Source organism: Acetobacterium sp. (assembly GCF_039830195.1).
Taxonomy (GTDB): domain Bacteria; phylum Bacillota; class Clostridia; order Eubacteriales; family Eubacteriaceae; genus Acetobacterium.
In genome coordinates this window covers 30,862-48,195 of the sequence record NZ_JBDODG010000034.1, presented here as the reverse complement: position 1 = coordinate 48,195, position 17,334 = coordinate 30,862, and the positions used below count along the sequence as shown (strand labels likewise).

Annotated in this window: 13 protein-coding genes; all 13 read left to right on the top strand. The window is 46.0% G+C overall.

The genetic code is table 11. The features are described from left to right. Nucleotides 1–25 precede the first annotated feature (25 nt). The 13 genes from ABGU93_RS10545 (at nt 26) to ABGU93_RS10485 (ending at nt 17,317) form a co-directional block, all read left to right on the top strand. Nucleotides 26–1,957 carry an HD domain-containing phosphohydrolase gene (locus tag ABGU93_RS10545; RefSeq protein WP_347413419.1) on the top strand — a complete coding sequence of 644 codons (1,932 nt, stop codon included), beginning with the start codon at nt 26–28 and terminating at the stop codon, nt 1,955–1,957. Between the two features lie 49 nt (nt 1,958–2,006). Then, a complete protein-coding gene (locus tag ABGU93_RS10540; RefSeq protein ID WP_347413418.1) occupies nt 2,007–2,840 on the top strand; it encodes a CheR family methyltransferase in 834 nt (277 codons plus the stop codon). A gap of 136 nt (nt 2,841–2,976) precedes the next feature. After that, complete coding sequence (locus tag ABGU93_RS10535) at nt 2,977–5,970, top strand: response regulator (RefSeq protein WP_347413417.1); 2,994 nt, start codon at nt 2,977–2,979, stop codon at nt 5,968–5,970. 117 nt (nt 5,971–6,087) lie between these two features. Next, nucleotides 6,088–6,657, top strand: a complete 570-nt coding sequence (locus ABGU93_RS10530; protein WP_347413416.1) for a carbonic anhydrase — start codon at nt 6,088–6,090, stop codon at nt 6,655–6,657. A gap of 81 nt (nt 6,658–6,738) precedes the next feature. Beyond that, entirely contained in the window at nt 6,739–8,004 is a 1,266-nt protein-coding gene (locus tag ABGU93_RS10525; RefSeq protein ID WP_347413415.1) for a serpin family protein, read from the top strand. A gap of 186 nt (nt 8,005–8,190) precedes the next feature. After that, the gene (locus ABGU93_RS10520) at nt 8,191–8,739 is read left to right on the top strand and encodes a TetR/AcrR family transcriptional regulator (RefSeq protein ID WP_347413414.1); all 549 of its coding nucleotides are present in this window, start codon (nt 8,191–8,193) and stop codon (nt 8,737–8,739) included. Nucleotides 8,740–8,748: 9 nt separating this feature from the next. After that, a complete protein-coding gene (locus ABGU93_RS10515; RefSeq protein ID WP_347413413.1) occupies nt 8,749–10,809 on the top strand; it encodes a proton-conducting transporter membrane subunit in 2,061 nt (686 codons plus the stop codon). Nucleotides 10,810–10,822: 13 nt separating this feature from the next. Continuing rightward, nucleotides 10,823–11,773, top strand: coding sequence for an NADH-quinone oxidoreductase subunit H (locus ABGU93_RS10510; RefSeq protein ID WP_347413412.1), 951 nt, complete (start codon nt 10,823–10,825; stop codon nt 11,771–11,773). 2 nt (nt 11,774–11,775) lie between these two features. Next, on the top strand, nt 11,776–12,432 hold the full coding sequence (locus ABGU93_RS10505; RefSeq protein WP_347413411.1) for a hydrogenase: 657 nt from the start codon (nt 11,776–11,778) through the stop codon (nt 12,430–12,432). 4 nt (nt 12,433–12,436) lie between these two features. Further along, a complete protein-coding gene (locus ABGU93_RS10500; protein ID WP_347413410.1) occupies nt 12,437–13,909 on the top strand; it encodes a hydrogenase 4 subunit F in 1,473 nt (490 codons plus the stop codon). A 4-nt stretch (nt 13,910–13,913) separates the two neighbouring features. After that, entirely contained in the window at nt 13,914–15,497 is a 1,584-nt protein-coding gene (locus ABGU93_RS10495) for an NADH-quinone oxidoreductase subunit C (protein ID WP_347413409.1), read from the top strand. 9 nt (nt 15,498–15,506) lie between these two features. Continuing rightward, entirely contained in the window at nt 15,507–16,295 is a 789-nt protein-coding gene (gene nuoB / locus ABGU93_RS10490; protein WP_347413408.1) for an NADH-quinone oxidoreductase subunit NuoB, read from the top strand. 191 nt (nt 16,296–16,486) lie between these two features. After that, complete coding sequence (locus ABGU93_RS10485; RefSeq protein WP_347413407.1) at nt 16,487–17,317, top strand: undecaprenyl-diphosphate phosphatase; 831 nt, start codon at nt 16,487–16,489, stop codon at nt 17,315–17,317. Nucleotides 17,318–17,334 lie beyond the last annotated feature (17 nt).

Sequence of the window (17,334 nt, the reverse complement as noted above, 5' to 3'; positions counted from 1 at the left end):
AGGAAAAATGAGAACGAGGTGACCTGTGGAAACGAGACAATTAAAGATTTTAGTGATTGATGACAACCGGGATAATGTGATTGTCTTAAAAGCCATGATCCATGATGCCTTTCCGGAGGCTCTTGTTTTGATGGCTTTTGATGGTAACAGCGGATTTGAAATGGCCGTATCCGAAGAACCGGATATTATTTTTATGGATATTATTATGCCGGGGATGGATGGTTTTGATGTGTGCCGAAAATTAAAAGCCAGAGTCGATCTGGCCGATATCCCGGTGATTTTTGTGACGGCCTCCCGGGGCGATCGGGAACATCGGATCCTCGCCCTGGAATGCGGCGGAGAGGGCTTTCTTTCCAAACCCATCGATGAACAGGAGTTGATTTCTCAAATCAGGGCCATGGAAAAGATCAGATGGGCCAATATTCAAAAACGCAATGAAAATAAGCGGCTTAACATCCGGGTCAGAAAACAGACCGAGGCATTAAAGGCAGCTCATGCCCGGACCCTCAAACTGCTGAAATCCCTGGAGAAGGAAAATGAAGCCCGGAAAAAAAGCGAAAAAGCCCTGGTTGAAGCTCAGAAGCTGGCTCATTTGGGGAGTTATGAGTTTGATTTTGAAAATGATAACGTCAATTGCTCCGAAGAAGTTCTGAATATCTTTGGGGTTGCGTCCATCGCAGCCGTGAATACCAAAGAACGGCTTCTCAAATTTATTCATCCGGATGATATTCCTGGCGTTCTGGAAAATATCGAAAGGGTCATGGCCGAAAAAGCCACGGCCGATTTTATTTACCGGATCCTCCGTCAGGCTGGTGAAGAGCGAATAATCAATATGCGGATGATTCCTCAATTTGACGAAAATAAAAAGCATATCGCTAATTTTGGGACGATTCAGGACATCACCCGAATCAGAAAGACCGAAGAGGAAATCCGTTATCTGAGCTATCATGATTATCTGACCGGCCTGTTTAACCGGCGCTTTTATGAAGAGGTTCTGATTAAACTGGATACTGAAGAAAATTACCCCTTAACCCTGGTCATGGCCGATGTCAATGGTTTAAAAATGATCAATGACTCCTTTGGTCATGCTGTCGGCGATCAACTTTTACAGAAAGCTTCAAATGTCATTAAAAGCGGCTGTCGGGAAAATGATGTGATTGCCCGACTGGGCGGCGATGAATTTGTGATAATTTTGGCCCGAACCGACGCGGAAACAGCAGCACTGATTATCAAAAGACTGGAAATGTTGGCAGCCCAGGAAAAAATTAGAGGACTGAAACTCTCCATTGCTTTTGGCAGCCGAACCAAAACCCGGAAAGAAGAGAATATTCAGAAAGTGCTTAAAAATGCCGAGGATGACATGTATCGACATAAGCTCTACGAAAGCGCCAGCATGCGGAGCAAGACCATTGAACTGATTATGAACACCCTTTATGAAAAGAGCAACCGGGAAATGATGCATTCAAACCGGGTGGGTCTGATCTGCGAAAAAATCGGTATGCGGATGAAGCTGGATCAGGATGAAATCAATCAGATCCGCACCGCGGGACTGATTCATGATATCGGCAAAATGGGGATTGACGAAAAAATCCTGAATAAACCGGGATCCCTCAGTGATGATGAATGGAAGGAGATTCAACGACATCCCGAAATCGGTTATCGGATTCTCAGTTCGGTCAATGAATTTTCAGAAATGGCCAACTGTATTCTGGAACACCATGAGCGCTGGGATGGTGGAGGCTACCCCAAAGGTCTGAAGGGCGAAGAGATTTCGCTGCAGGGCCGAATTGTGGCGGTAGCAGATTCCTTCGATGCCATGACCAGTGATCGGACCTATCGCAAAGGTCTGGCTCAGGAGGATGCGGTTGCCGAAATCAGGCGCTGCGCCGGAACCCATTTCGATCCGCTGGTGGCCAAAATACTGGTCGATGTGGTCCATTCGGAAATGATTCATTAGGAAGTACCGGCAGGTTACGACAACCAGCCGGATAGACAAGGGGATACTAATGGGAACGCAGATAGATTACTTTACATTCGAGATAATCGGGATTATGAAAGAGACTTACAAAAAAGATCTGACCATTTATGATGACGCGTTTCTGGTAAAATCGCTGGAGCGGCGGATGACAAGCATCAATGTCAGTAAGTCGGACTACCCGTTGTATTTACAGGAAAGCCTTCATGAAGCAGATGGTCTAATGGCATCTTTTCAGATTACCTATAGTCAGTTTTTCAGAAATTCCCTGACGTTCGCAGTGCTGGAGCAGTTGGTTTTACCGCATCGGCTTAGCCAGAAACCGGAAAACGGCGAAATCAGAGTGTGGTCGGCAGGCTGTTCCACCGGTCAGGAAGCCTATTCTATCGCGATCCTGCTGGAAGAGTTGATCCAGGCATCATCAAAACCGATGCGGTTTCGAATTTTTGCCACCGATCTTTCCCGGGATGCCCTTGAGTCAGCCCGAACCGGTATTTATGACGAGGACAGCGTTGCCAATATCCGGTTAAAATACCTGAAAAAATATTTTACAAAACAGGGGAACGCCTATGCCGCTGCCCCCGGATTAAAAGCAAAAATTGATTTTTCAGAGTATGATCTATTGGATCCCCACTCCAGTAATCCACCGGAAAGTATTTTTGGTGATTTTGATATCATTTTTTGCTGTAATCTGCTTTTTTACTACCGCGGTGATGTCCGCAGGGCAATTGTCAGGAAGCTGAAACGTTCGCTGGCTGAGGGGGGCTATTTAGTCACCGGTGAGGCTGAATCTATCATTATCGGAAAAGACGAGGAGCTAAAGATACTGTCATCAAGTGCTCCTGTTTTTCAAATCAATCTGTAGCGGAGTGGGAATCACGTGTTTTGAACTCATTAAATTGACGCATGCAAAAAATGCATACAATAAACTAAAAACAAACAACCATTGTGCTGTGTTTCCAGAATTGTTGCACTTCATATAAATGGTCCAGGGAGAAAATATGAACATCAAAAATTTAAAGGTAAAAACACAGCTCGTGATCGGTTTTTCGATCATTCTTTTTTTAGTTGCATTATTGGGGATTTTGGGTTATATCCAAACCAATACCATTGTTAAACAGGCCGAAACCATGTACAATCACCCTTTTCAGGTGACCAATGCAATTGACCGTCTGGAGGCCGATATTCTGACGATGCGGGTGGGCGCAAGAGATCTGATTTTGGCCAACACGCCGGAAGACCGGGACAAAGCGATCGAATTGATGGAACAATATAATGCTGATATCCAGATCCAATTTGAGATCTTACGGGAGCTGTATCTGGGCCCGGAACAGGATGTCGATGAGGCCTATAAAGCTTATATCAACTGGGAAACGGCCCGGGCTGAAATTGTCGCACAAACTCTGGCCGGGGATCTGGAAGCGGCAAAAAAAAGTTTGTTGCCGGGAGAAAAGGTCGGAATTTATCGCGAAACATTAAATGAAAAAATGGCCGAAATAAAAACCTTTGCCGGTAATAAAGCCGATGAACTGTATCAGGGTTCACTTGACTTATATTCAAAAATTAAATTGCAGTTGTCGATGCTTGTGATCGGGATTATTGTTTTATCGGTGCTGATCAGTTTTATTACCCTGAGGATGATTCAGGAACCTTTAAATGAGCTCACCAGAGTAACGGATGCATTTCAAAATGGTAATCATAATGCCAGGAGCAACTATGATTTCGAAAATGAATTTGGAATTTTATCCAAATCCTTTAATGCGCTGGCTGATAATATTCAGAAAAACATCGAGCTCAATGAACAAACAACCAATTTTATCAAGATTATGCTGGGTGAAGAAGACGCCCGAAAATTCTTCAAAAAAACCCTCAATTCCCTGTCCCGGTACACGGATTCTCAGGTTGCCGCCGTTTATCTGCGCCATGCCAATAACAATCAGTTTGAACATTTTGAATCCATCGGTCTAGCCGAAAAAGGCCGGGCCGCGTTTGGCGGGGATACCCTGGAAGGAGAATTTGGCGCAGCGGTAGCCAGTGGCCGATATACCCATATTAAAGATATTCCGGAGGATTCGCGGTTTGCTTTTTATACGGTCAGCGGTAAGTTTATCCCCCGGGAAATCATCACCATTCCCATTATTTTCGGGGGCGAAGTCGTTGCGGTGGTGTCCCTGGCATCGATCAGCAAATATAATCAAAAAGCCATTGATTTTATTGAAAAAACCATCAGTACAATGAGTACCAGAATTGAAGGAATTCTGGCCTATCGTACCATTAAAGAGTTTTCTGAAAAATTGGAGCACCAGAACCGGGAACTGGATGCCCAAAAGAACGAAATGGAAGAGCAGTCAGTGGAACTGATCCATCAGAATATCGAACTGGAAATGCAGAAAAAAGAACTGAATGATGCCAATCAGCTAAAGACCAACTTTTTGTCCAACATGAGCCATGAATTGCGCACGCCGCTTAATTCGGTCATTGCACTGTCTGGAATTTTAAACCGGCGACTAAAGGATGAGATTCCCGACGAAGAATACAGCTATCTGGAAGTCATCGAACGCAATGGCAAGAATCTATTGGCGCTGATTAATGATATTCTGGATATATCCCGGATCGAGGCCGGCCGGGAAGAGGTTGAGATCACTACTTTTAATGTCAACCAGTTGATTAATGAGGTGGTGGAAATGCTGGCACCCCAGGCCAATGAGAAAAATGTGAGCTGTATCAACAGGGTCAAAGACACCGCCGTTTATATCAACAGTGACAGTGATAAGTGCCGGCACATTCTGGAGAATCTGGCCGGGAATGCTGTTAAATTCACTGAAAAAGGTCAGGTTGAGCTATCGGTAGGGCAGTCCGGTGAGAACATTGAAATTCGCGTTAAAGATACCGGAATCGGGATTGAGGCAAACTATCTGCCCTTTATATTTGATGAATTCAGACAGGGGGATGGCAGCACCTCCCGTAAATTTGGCGGAACCGGACTGGGCTTGGCGATTGCCAAAAAATTTGCCAACCTGCTGGGTGGAACTATCAGTGTAAAAAGTGTGGCGAATGCGGGCTCGGAATTTATCCTTTCACTGCCGATCAATTATTCCCCCGAAAACAAGGTCATGGAACCAGCATTTGAAACAGAACGGGCCGAATTTAAACAAGCAGTAAAAGCAGCAGTACCGAATTTGTCCGGTAAACCAGCGTCTGATCGCGCGGCCAAAACCCTGCTGATGGTGGAAGACAGCGAACCGGCAGTGATTCAGATCCGGGATCTGCTGGAAGAAAGCGGTTATACGATTAAAGTGGCCCGGGATGCCAAAGAAGCCTTTAAAATCATGGAAGAAGTCATTCCTGATGCCATGGTTCTGGATTTAATGATGCCGGGAATTGACGGGTTTGAACTGCTCCATACCCTCCGGGAAGCCGAACCTACTGCCCATGTGCCGGTGTTGATCCTCACTGCCAAACATATTACCAGAGATGAACTGAAAGATTTGACCAAAAACAATATTCACCAATTGATTCAAAAAGGTGATGTCAACCGAGATGAACTGAAAAAGGCCATCGCTTCCATGCTTTATCCGGAGACCCGGGAGAAAACGGTCAAACGCTGGGAAGCCCGAACCGATCAGCACAAGCCTCTGGTCCTGGCAGTGGAAGATAACCCCGACAATATGATTACAGTAAAAGCTTTGCTTAATGATCATTTCCGGGTTCTGGAAGCGGCTGACGGTCAAGAGAGTATTGAATTGGCAAAACAATTTAGACCCGATCTGATTCTGATGGATATTGCGCTGCCGGGAATTGATGGCATCCAGGCCTTTAAAGCGATTCGGAACCTGCCGGGGTTGGAAAATACCCCGGTTATTGCATTAACAGCCAGTGCCATGACCCAGGACCGGGAAGGGATTTTAGCCCAGGGGTTCGATGCGTTTATCCCTAAACCGATCATTGAACGGGAGTTTTTGAAAGTAATTCAAGAGGTGCTTTATGGTCGATAGCAGGTTGAAAAATAGGGCCAATTAATTAAAAACACAGGAATAAATAATACACTATGAAAGTATTAGAGGATAATCATTTTCCTGAATTAAAATTATGATAGGAGAGTAAGCTTAAATATGCGTAAAATAGCGATCAATACGATAGAAGAGGCTTTACAGGCGCTGATTCAGGGAAATAATAATTTTGTAGCGGCTCAAAAAAGCGGTAGTGTTTTAAAAGAAATAAACCCCATATCAGCAGCCGACGGCCAGCAGCCTTATGCTGTAATTGTAACCTGTTCAGATTCCCGAGTGCCAGCAGAATATGTTTTTTCGGCGGGGATCGGCGATCTTTTTGTGATTCGGACAGCGGGTCACGTGATTGGCGAATTTGAATTGGGCAGCATTGAGTACGGGGTCAAATACCTTGGAGCCAAAGTGGTGTTGGTGCTTGGTCATAACCATTGTGGAGCGGTGCAGGCCGCCATGGGCAGCCATGGACATGGCTACGTAAAAAAAATATTGGATGAGATCATTCCGGTGATTACCGGCGAAGATGATGTGGAAATCTGCGAGCGCTTGAACATTGATAATAGCATCCGTCGGATCATGGCCAGTGAGCTGATCAAGGATGAGGTTGCTGCCGGGCACTTGCGGGTTACTTCGGCAAAGTACGACATTGAAAGCGGCCGGGTAGATTTTTTTTAGGAAAGCGGCTGAATAATGACTGGTGAGACCCTTAGCCGGGTATGAACAAGATAATCAGAATTAATTCAAAGGGGGTACGATATGAAATTGAAACGAACAATTCTGGTGGGATTATTGATTTCATCGTTAATGCTGACGGGATGCCAGTATTTTGTAAACCAGGGTCAGACCATTCCCAAACCCGATGACAGTATTTTAGACGCTTTCCAGGTTGCCATCGTCGAGCAGGGTAATGATTTTGGCTTCGAGACATACAAGCTGCTGGCAAACAGCCAGGAAAACATGATGATTTCACCAGTCAGCATCGGGATGGCGCTGGACATGACCTATAATGGCGCTAAGGGAGAAACCCGGGAAGCCATGGCTGCAGCGTTGAAAATTCAGGGGATTGATATTAAAACCCTGAATCAGAATAATCAGGCTCTTTTATACTTATTGAGTACTGCCGACTCCAAGGTGACGTTGGACATTGCTAATTCACTGTGGCTGCGGGATGGTTTTGAATTGAATCAGGAGTTCAGCGAGCGGGTCGAAACCCATTACCTGGCTACCCTGCAGACCCAGGATTTCAGTGATCCCAAGGCGGCGGCAGTGATTAACAACTGGGTCGACGAAAATACCAGGGGCATGATCGAAGAGATCGTCACCCCACCGATTGATCCGGCAGCAGTGATGTTTCTGATCAATGCGGTGTCTTTTAAAGGCGAGTGGACCAGCCCCTTTGATAAGGAACTGACCAGTGAGCAGGACTTTAAAACTGGTGCTGGTCAGACGGTTCAAGTTCCGATGATGTTTCAGCGGGGCTCCTTTGACTATTTAAAAGCCGCCGACTTTCAGGCCGTACGGCTGCCCTACGGTGAAGCAGACCGGATGGCGATGTACCTGTTCCTGCCCAACGAGGATGCGAATCTCGTACAATTCCAGGAGCAGTTGAATCAGGTCAACTGGAAAAGCTGGTTGACGCTTTTTGAGAGTGGCGAAGGCAGCGTGATGCTCCCCCGTTTTACGATGGAATATGAGCAATCGCTGAATCCGGTATTGACTGATTTAGGGATGGGCATTGCTTTTGAAGCCGGAAAGGCTGACTTTTCTGATATGACGGCGGTTGAAACCAGCGATCATGAACTCTATATCAGTGAGGTGAAACACAAGACCTATATTCAGGTGGACGAGGTGGGCACCGAAGCCGCAGCCGCAACCTCGGTGGAGATCGGGCTGACGAGTATGCCGATTTATGATTTTGAACTAAAATTTGATCGTCCGTTTTTCTATGCCATTCAGGATAAAGAGACGGGAGCCATCCTTTTCATGGGTTCGGTCGGAGATCCGAGTCAATCGAAAAAATGAAAAATTGTGGCTGACAAGCATCAATAGGATTGAGAGTTATTTCTTGGTCCTATTTTTTATTGCCGGAAATTTGATTTCTGCAATCGTATAAACAGAGGAATTTGGCCAGATGGCTTGACAAAAAATAAAATTGCACTATGATGAATAGGGACTACCTAACGATAGGTAGGTAAAAGGGGGAGCAAAATGGAAACAAAGCAAAAAATTATGAACTCAGCCTTCAGACTATTTGCCGAAAAAGGAAATGAATTTTCATTGACTGAGGTCGCCAATGAAGTGGGGATCAAAAAAGCATCAATCTATGCGCATTTTGCCAGCAAAGAGGTCCTGCTTTATGAGGTGATTGATCAGGAAATTTACGAGTATTTTTTTGAGATCGACGAAAAACGCCGCGATTTAAAGAGTACCTTCGATATGATATTGAATTATTACAGCCGCTCTAAAACGAAGCGTTATTTCTGGAAACGGCTGCTGCTTTTTCCGCCAGCAGCTTTTGAAATGACATTGATGCAAAAAATAACCCGGTTGACTGAGCAACGTTACGAAATCATCAGAGACCTGATCCAGTCGGACATGGACAATGGCATGATCCGGCGGCAGGCTCCGGAAACCGTGTTATATTCTTTTCTGTCAATGATTCATGGGTTGGTATCCATTACTATTATTTATGAATCGGAGGATTTGAAAATCAATCAGGATGATATCTGGCAAAATTTTTGGAATGGGATTAAATAAGGAGATTAAATGTTACTTGCACTAAAAAACATCGGCGAACAAAATAATTTATTTCTTGCTGCGGTGCTACTTTATCTTATCGCCGCGGTACTGGCTCTGGCCTTGATGAAGCATCACAAAATGGCCAACATTGTCACCAATACTATCTGTATGGCAGCAGCGCTGACCGGGATCGCAGCCTCAATCTTAAGGCTTTCAGCTGAGACCATGCTGGCACCGGTCACGATTTTTCAGTCCCGGATTCCCTTATTGTTTCTGGAAATAAAAATTGATCATCTTTCAGCCTTCTTTGTCCTCTGTCTGTCAATCCTGGTCTTATGCGTTTCAATCTATTCCATCGGCTATAATGCCCACTACTATCAAAAAAGAAATGTCGGCTTTTTCAATTTTCTATACGCCTCATTTATTATGTCGATGTTGCTGGTGATCATTTCCGGGAATGCCATCTTTTTTTATCTGGCCTGGGAAGCGATGGCACTGGTTTCTTATTTTCTGGTTATTTTTGAGTCCGAATATGAAGAAAACCGGCGAGCCGGTCGGTTGTATCTCATTATGACCCATCTAGGCACGGCCTTTCTGCTGATCGGCTTTATGATGATGTTTGCCTATACGCACTCCTTTGATATGTTTGGCAGTTCCGAACTGATTCCTGCAACCGCCAAAAATCTGATCTTTATTTGTTTTCTGATTGGCTTTGGAACCAAGGCTGGCGTTATTCCGCTGCATATCTGGCTGCCTTATGCCCATCCGGCGGCACCCAGTAATGTTTCCGCGCTGATGTCAGGCTTTATGATTAAAACCGCGATCTACGGTCTGATCCGTTTTGTGTTTTGTTATCTGCAGGTTCAACAGGTGTGGTGGGGCGCCGTCATCCTGGGGATTGGGGTCGTTTCAGCGGTATTGGGGGTTGCCTACACCCTGATGGAGCATAATATCAAAAGACTGTTGGCATTTTGCAGTGTTGAGAACATCGGCATCATTCTGATTGGCCTGGGAGTATCCTTCATTGCGGCGGCGCAGCACAACGATTTTCTCAGTGGCCTGGCGCTGGTGGCGGCGTTACTGCATACCTTCAATCATGCGCTATTCAAAGGCGGGCTGTTTTTGGGAGCGGGATCCCTGCAATATGCGACCCACACCAAAGACATCGAAAAGCTGGGCGGACTGATTCACAAAATGCCGGTCACAGCCGTGCTGGTGTTGTGCTTCTCGCTGGCAATTTCGGCCATTGTTCCCTTCAACGGCTTTATCAGTGAATGGCTGATTTATCAGTCCTTATTTTTAAACATTAATATCGGTACGGCGGGGTTGAATATTCTGTCGATTCTATCAATCGCCGCGTTGGCACTGTCCGGAGCTTTAGCAGCGGCCGCTTTTGTCAAACTATTCGGGATTTCATTTTTAGGGCTGCCCAGAAGTGACGCCGCGGCCCAGGCCCAAGAGGTGCCAATGGCCATGAATATCGGCATGGGAGTCTTGGCTGGGTTCTGCCTGATCATCGGGATTTTTCCGGCCGCTTGTGTGAAACTTGCCGATCAGGTCGCTTTCAGTATCCTGGGGTCGACCGTTGCCGCCACCCTGGAGTCCGGTTTTATGGCAGCGACGATGCCGCTGGCTGTTTCCGGCAACAGCATTGCCCCGGGAGAAGTTCTGATTGCTTTGGCGGTGGTGATTCTGGTGCTGCTGCTGATGCTGCGGTTATTTTTTGGTAAAGTGCAAACCCGGAAATACGGAACCTGGGATTGCGGGTTTGAAAATATTAATGCTCGAATGCAGTACAGCGCCACCGGTTTTTCCAAACCGATCCGCATCGTTTTGAGCATTTTGTACCGACCCGGCAGAAAAGTTGTCATTGAAAAGGGCGATTCGGATTATTTCCCTAAATCCGTCAAATATCAGATCTGGACCGAATCGATTTTTGAAAAGTACCTGTACAATCCGGTTATCCAGGTGTTGAAAAGGGGATCGGAAAAAATGATCTACCTGGTTCAGACCGGCAGCGTCCATGTTTACCTGTTGTACATTTTCATATCAATCCTCGCATTGATGTTTTATAACCGCGTGGTATAGGAAGGATTCAGCTATGAGTGACACGATATTATTTTTCATTGTTCAAACCGGTTTTGTTATTTTAGCGGCGCCGCTGGTCAACGGCATCATTAAAAAGATCAAGGCCTTGACCCAAAAAAGAACAGGCGCACCGTTACTACAGATGTATTATGATTTGTTTAAATTATTCAAAAAAACCAGTGTCGTATCGGATGTATCATCCTGGATTTTTCGGGTGACACCGTACATTGTCCTGGCAACCGCGTTAGCGGCAGCACTGATCGTTCCGGTTACGACCCAGATTAAACCGGCCTGGAATAATGGCGATGTGATTCTGCTGGTCTATGTTCTGGCCCTGGGCCGATTTTTTATGATGTTGGCAGCGTTGGATACCGGCAGCACGTTTGGGGGGATGGGTGCCAGCCGCGAGGCGATGATTTCAGCCTTGATTGAACCCTCAATTCTGGTGTCACTGATTACCGTGGCCTTGATTGCCAAATCGACAGCGGTGTATGCGATGATGACCTTTATGCAGACGGTTCACAGCCCCTTGATTCATCCGGTTTATCTGCTGATATTTTTCGCGCTGGTGATTGTCATTATGGCAGAAACCGCCAGAATCCCGGTTGATGACCCAGCAACTCATCTTGAGTTGACAATGGTTCATGAGGCTATGTTATTGGAGTATTCGGGGCGAAGTCTGGCGTTAATGGAACTGGGAGCAGCGATCAAACAGCTGGTTTTTATTACGCTGCTGGTCAATTTATTTCTACCCCACGATCAGCTTATCGGCAGCTCTGGCGTTACTGCTATCGCGATTTCGCTGCTGCTCTATCTGGCCAAGGTTGTTATGGCGGCGGTTCTGATCGGGATTGTGGAAGTCAATACGGTTAAACTCAGACTGTTCAGCATTCCCAATCTGGCGGCCTTATCATTTATCCTGTCCTTTATCGGATTTTTGCAGTTTTTTGTATTTGGAGGTTGACGATGACAAATTATCTTGACGCACTATCGGTATTATTATTGGTATCAGCCTTTATTCTGATGGGAAATAAAAGAACCGGATCTTACATCAAAACCTTTCAGTTTCAATCGGCACTGGTAGCTTTGTTGACCGGGATGATTGGAATAACCAGTTTTACCGCAGATGGACGGATCGATGTGCTGATCATCTGCGCGATTGTCGTTGGTATTAAGGTGGTATTTATTCCGTATTTGCTGAAAAAAACCTATGCCAAGGTTGCTCATCGGGTTGAAAAAGACTTTTTTTTAAATATCCCGCTGCTCGTCATTATCTGCTGTTTCATTGTCGTTTTCTGCTATTTTGCGATTGCCGAAACGACGGGAATCAACGCGGGAATCATCAATAATCAGATTGTCAATTCAGTTTCGGTCATTATGATCGGCCTGTTCTTTATGATCAGCCGGAAGAAAGCGATCGGACAGATTGTCGGATTTCTGGTGATTGAAAACGGCATTTTTGTAACCGCCCTGTTTGCCACTCACGGGATGCCATTTATCGTGGATATCGGAATCCTGATGGATATTCTGGTGGCGGTGGTCATTATGGGGATGATGGTGTTCAGAATTGATGAAAAGTTTGGCAACATTAACGTTGATAAAATTAAAGATTTGAGAGGATAGAATAATGGGATTTGTTTTACTGGCAGTACCAATCATGGCAGTGATGCTGTTTTTTGTTTTAACAAAAAGGCCGCTTCAGCATGCCGTCAGTATTGCCGCTTCCGTGACCCTGATGATTGCGGCCGGATTTTTAACCGGGGCCGTTCTCCAGAGTGGTTTTGTTGAATATGCAACATGGGGCGGATTTTTTCGCGTTGATGCGCTGAGTATCATTGTGATCGATATTGTCGTGATTATCAGTCTGATGACCAGCATTTTTTCGATCGGTTATCTGGAAAACGAGATAAGTCATGGCAAACTGACAACCGACAGAATGCGGATTTATTATAGTTTAATGTATGCGTTCATCTTCACGATGCTACTGGCTTTAACGGTAAAAAACATCGGCATCATGTGGATCGCCATTGAGGCGACGACGTTGGCATCAGCCTTTCTGGTGGGTTTTTACAACGGCAAGGAAGCCATCGAGGCAGCCTGGAAGTATATCATCATCTGTTCCGTGGGGATTGCCATTGCCCTGCTGGGCATCATTTTTCTGCAGTTTTCATCACTTACCGTGCTTGACAGTGCGCAATTTTTGGATTGGCCGGCAATGATTGATCGGGCGACGGAATTACAGGGTCCAACTTTGCGGTTGGCATTTATCTTTATTCTGGTTGGCTTTGGGACCAAAGCCGGTTTGGCACCAATGCATACATGGCTTCCTGATGCCCACAGCCAGGCACCTTCGCCAATTAGTACGCTGATGTCAGGGGTACTGCTGAATGGGGCCATGTATGGGATCATCCGGATCGTCGCGATTGTTAACCGCAGTTTTGGCAACAGCGAGTTTGTCGGCCGAATTCTGATCGCAGTGGGGATCCTGTCGGTGGTGACGGCAGCGGTTTTTATTTTTTCACAGAAAGACTACAAAAGGCTGCTGGCCTATTCCAGCATCGAGCATATGGGTATTATTGCCATTGCGATTGGATTTTTTACGCCGGTCTCAGTTTTCGGCGGACTGCTGCACATGATCAATCACTCGTTTACCAAGTCGATGCTGTTTTTAGCCACCGGAAATATCCTGCAAAAATACCATACCAGAGAGATTTCTAAAATCAGCGGCCTGTTTAAAATGCTGCCGGTTACCGGTGTTGTTTTTTTGCTGGGCTTGTTTGCAATTGGCGGAACTCCGCCGTTTAGTGTTTTTGCCAGTGAAATTGTGGTGATCTCGGCCATCTTTCAGGAACAGCGTTTTTTTGTGGGCGGACTGCTGATTTTGCTGCTGGCGATCATTTTTACCGGCCTTGTTGTGACCCTGTTCAAGATGTTTTACGGCAAGAACATCTCCAAGGAAACCCCGCCGGGAGAATTGAATATTCCCGGTCTGGTAGTAATTGCCATTTTGCTGGGAATCATCACCGTGATGGGGTTATACATTCCCGCAGAATTAAGAACATTGATCGACCAGGCAGTGGAAATTGTAATTGGAGGATAAACTATTGACAGCGATTGAAATGGAAAAAAAGCTGATTGAAAATTTCAGTGATAATATCATCAAAACCGTGAAAGCAGATAGAAGTGAACTAACCATCGAAATAAAACCCGATAAAATACGGGTGCTTAGTGGCTATATCAATCACGAAATGGGGTACCCCCTGGTTTCGCTGTTTGCCAACGATGAAACCTCATTGACCGGCATGTATGCCATCTATTATGCCTTTGCCGACCGTGTTTCCGGCGTCTTACTGAACCTTAAAATTGGGATTGAACCCGAGCAAATGACTTTTAAGTCGATTACCGGCACGGTTCATGCGGCGGCACGATACGAAAGAGAAATTAAGGATCTATTCGGGTTGAACCCGGTCGGGCATCCTAATTCCAAGCGGTTGGTCTTTCACAGCAACTGGCCCCGGGAGACTTTTCCCTTGCGCAAAGCCTATGATTTTAAGCATCAACCCGTTTTTGCCAAAGAGAAAATAAATTTTACGAAAGTGATCAGCGAGGGCGTCTATGAGATTCCGGTTGGTCCGGTTCATGCCGGTATTATCGAACCCGGACATTTCCGCTTCAGCGTTGCGGGTGAACCGATTATCAATCTGGAAGCGCAATTATATTTTGTCCATAAAGGGATCGAAAAAATGTGTGAGGGCGAGAGCCTGGAAAAAGGACTCTTTGTGGCCGAACGCATTTCTGGAGATGAGAGCTTTACTAATTCCCATGCCTATTGTCAGGCCATTGAAAAGATTGCCGGGCTGAAAATCCCGGAACGGGCCGAGTATATCCGGGTTGTTTTTGCTGAGCTGGAACGATTGACCAGTCATCTGGGCGATCTTGGGGGAATCTGTCTGGATGTGGCCTATGGATTTGCGGCTTTCCAGTTTCGAATGATGCGGGGCTGGGCCTATGCCATCGCCGATGAACTCTGTGGGATGCGTTTTCTAAGAGGAGTGAACCGGCTGGGCGGGGTCAGAAAAGACTTTGTCGCGGGAAAAGAGGTCTCCCTGATCGAACAGCTTAAAAAAATCCGCTCAGAGTTAGAAGATACGGTGGCAATCATAAAAACCAACAGCCTTTTTATCGACCGGGTCGAAAATACCGGCATCCTCAGTGCTCGAATAGCGGCGGATTTAAATGCGGTGGGGCCGCCGGCCCGGGCGATCGGAATCGAATGGGATGTGCGGAAAAGTTTTCCCTACAGTGCTTACAACCAGCTGTCATTTGCGATCCCCGCCCATCATAATGGTGACGTCAACTGTCGGATGAATGTAAAAATTGAAGAATGTTATCAGGCCATCGACTTGATGCTGGCCGCCATTGACAGCATGCCAGCCGGCCGGATCAGAGAACCGATCCCAACGGTGGCACCTTATCAGTTTGCCTTTGGCATGACGGAGGCACCCCGGGGCGAAAATATCCACTGGGTAATGACCGGGGAAAACAATACCATTTTCCGCTATAAAATCAGAACCCCTTCATTCTGTAACTGGCCGGTACTCTGTCATGCGGTCAAGGGCAATCTGGTCCCGGATTTTCCACTGATCAATAAGAGTTTTAATCTGTCCTATGCAGGAAATGATTTATAAGGAGCGACAATGTTCAATACCATTAAAAAGATAATCAAGTATCCGAATCTGACCCAGAATTATCCCCGGAAAGCACCGTTGTCCTTGCCGAACACCGGTAAAACGGTCATCGATATCGAAAAATGTACCGGCTGCGGCGAATGTCTTAAGCGCTGCCCGTCCCAGGCGATTGTCCGGGATGCCAATACCGGAGCCCTGGGAATAAACCTCGATACCTGTGTGTTTTGCACCCTCTGTGAAGAAATCTGCCCATCCGGGGCAATTGCGATGACCAATCAGTTTGAGCTGGCGGAGCAAGAACGGACAGCGCTTCGCAGCAGCCCCCTCATCATCGCCGCAGATCAGAAAATTGCCATGCCTGATGAGGCAATCTGTGCCGAACTTGTCAAGCGGATCGGCAAGACCTTTGGCAGAAGTCTGAATATCCGCGAGGTCGATGCCGGATCCTGCAATGGCTGCGATTATGAAATTAACGCCCTGAACAACCCCTTTAACGATGTGGAAAGACTGGGGATTCATTTTGTCGCTTCGCCCCGGCATGCTGATATGCTGTTGGTGACGGGAACAGCCACCCGGAATATGCAACTGGCATTGATCAAGACCTATAACGCGACCCCCGATCCGAAACTGGTCGTGGCGGTTGGTGCGTGTGCGTGTAGCGGCGGCATCTTCAGAGATTCATACGCCACCAGTAACGGGATTGACGGCATCGTCCCGGTTGATGTCTATGTTCCGGGATGTCCCCCGCGACCTCAGGCAATCCTTTACGGTATTTTAAAGGCCATCGAAAAGCTGTAAAAACAGAATGGCTGGTGCGTGAAACTTCGCTGTGAATTCAGAATAAAAGTCTTAATTCTGCGAAAAAAAGTTGTAATTTAGCCGGATTAAAAGTAAGATTAATACTGAACGTGATCCTGACGGAGCATTAGGAACGATCGGCATCAAAGGATCACGGAAGACATTAATTTTAAGGCAAAAGAGAGGGTAAAATGGGATTTTTGGAAATTTTAAAAGCAATCGTTCTGGGGATTGTGGAGGGTGTAACCGAGTGGCTGCCAATCAGCAGTACCGGGCACATGATCTTGGTGGATGACATCATTAAATTGAATATGTCGGAGCCATTTATCGAAATGTTTTTGTATGTTATACAATTAGGGGCAATTTTAGCGGTTGTTTATATTTACTGGCATAAACTGGTGCCGTTTTCCTTTAAAGATAAAAAAATAATGATCCGAAAAAACACCGTGATTCTGTGGTCGAAAATTGCGGTCGCCTGTATCCCGGGGATATTAGCCTATTTGCTGCTGGACAGCATTTTTGACACCTACTTTATGAATTCAATAACAGTTTCTGCGATGCTGATTCTGTATGGGATTCTTTTTATCGTGATTGAAAATTACAATAAAAAACGCAAGCCGGAGGTCGTCAAGTTATCGGAGCTCAGTTATAAACGGGCCCTTCAGATCGGAGCATTTCAGGCCTTGTCAATTGTACCGGGAACATCCCGTTCTGGGGTAACAATCCTGGGTGGAATGATTTTGGGAACATCGCGAACCGTGGCTGCCGAATTTACCTTCTTTATGGCCGTGCCGGTGATGTTTGGGATCAGTTTATTAAAATTGATCAAATTCGGCTTTGCCTTCACCCTTTGGGAAGTAGTTATTTTATTAGTTGGGATGATCGCAGCCTTTATCACCTCGGTTCTGGCGATTAAGTTTTTAATGACCTATATCAAAAAGCATGACTTTAAAATCTTCGGTTGGTACCGGATTGTTTTGGGTGTGATTGTCTTGCTGTATTTCTTTGTCACCGGGAACTAGGCGGCTTTGAAATGCAG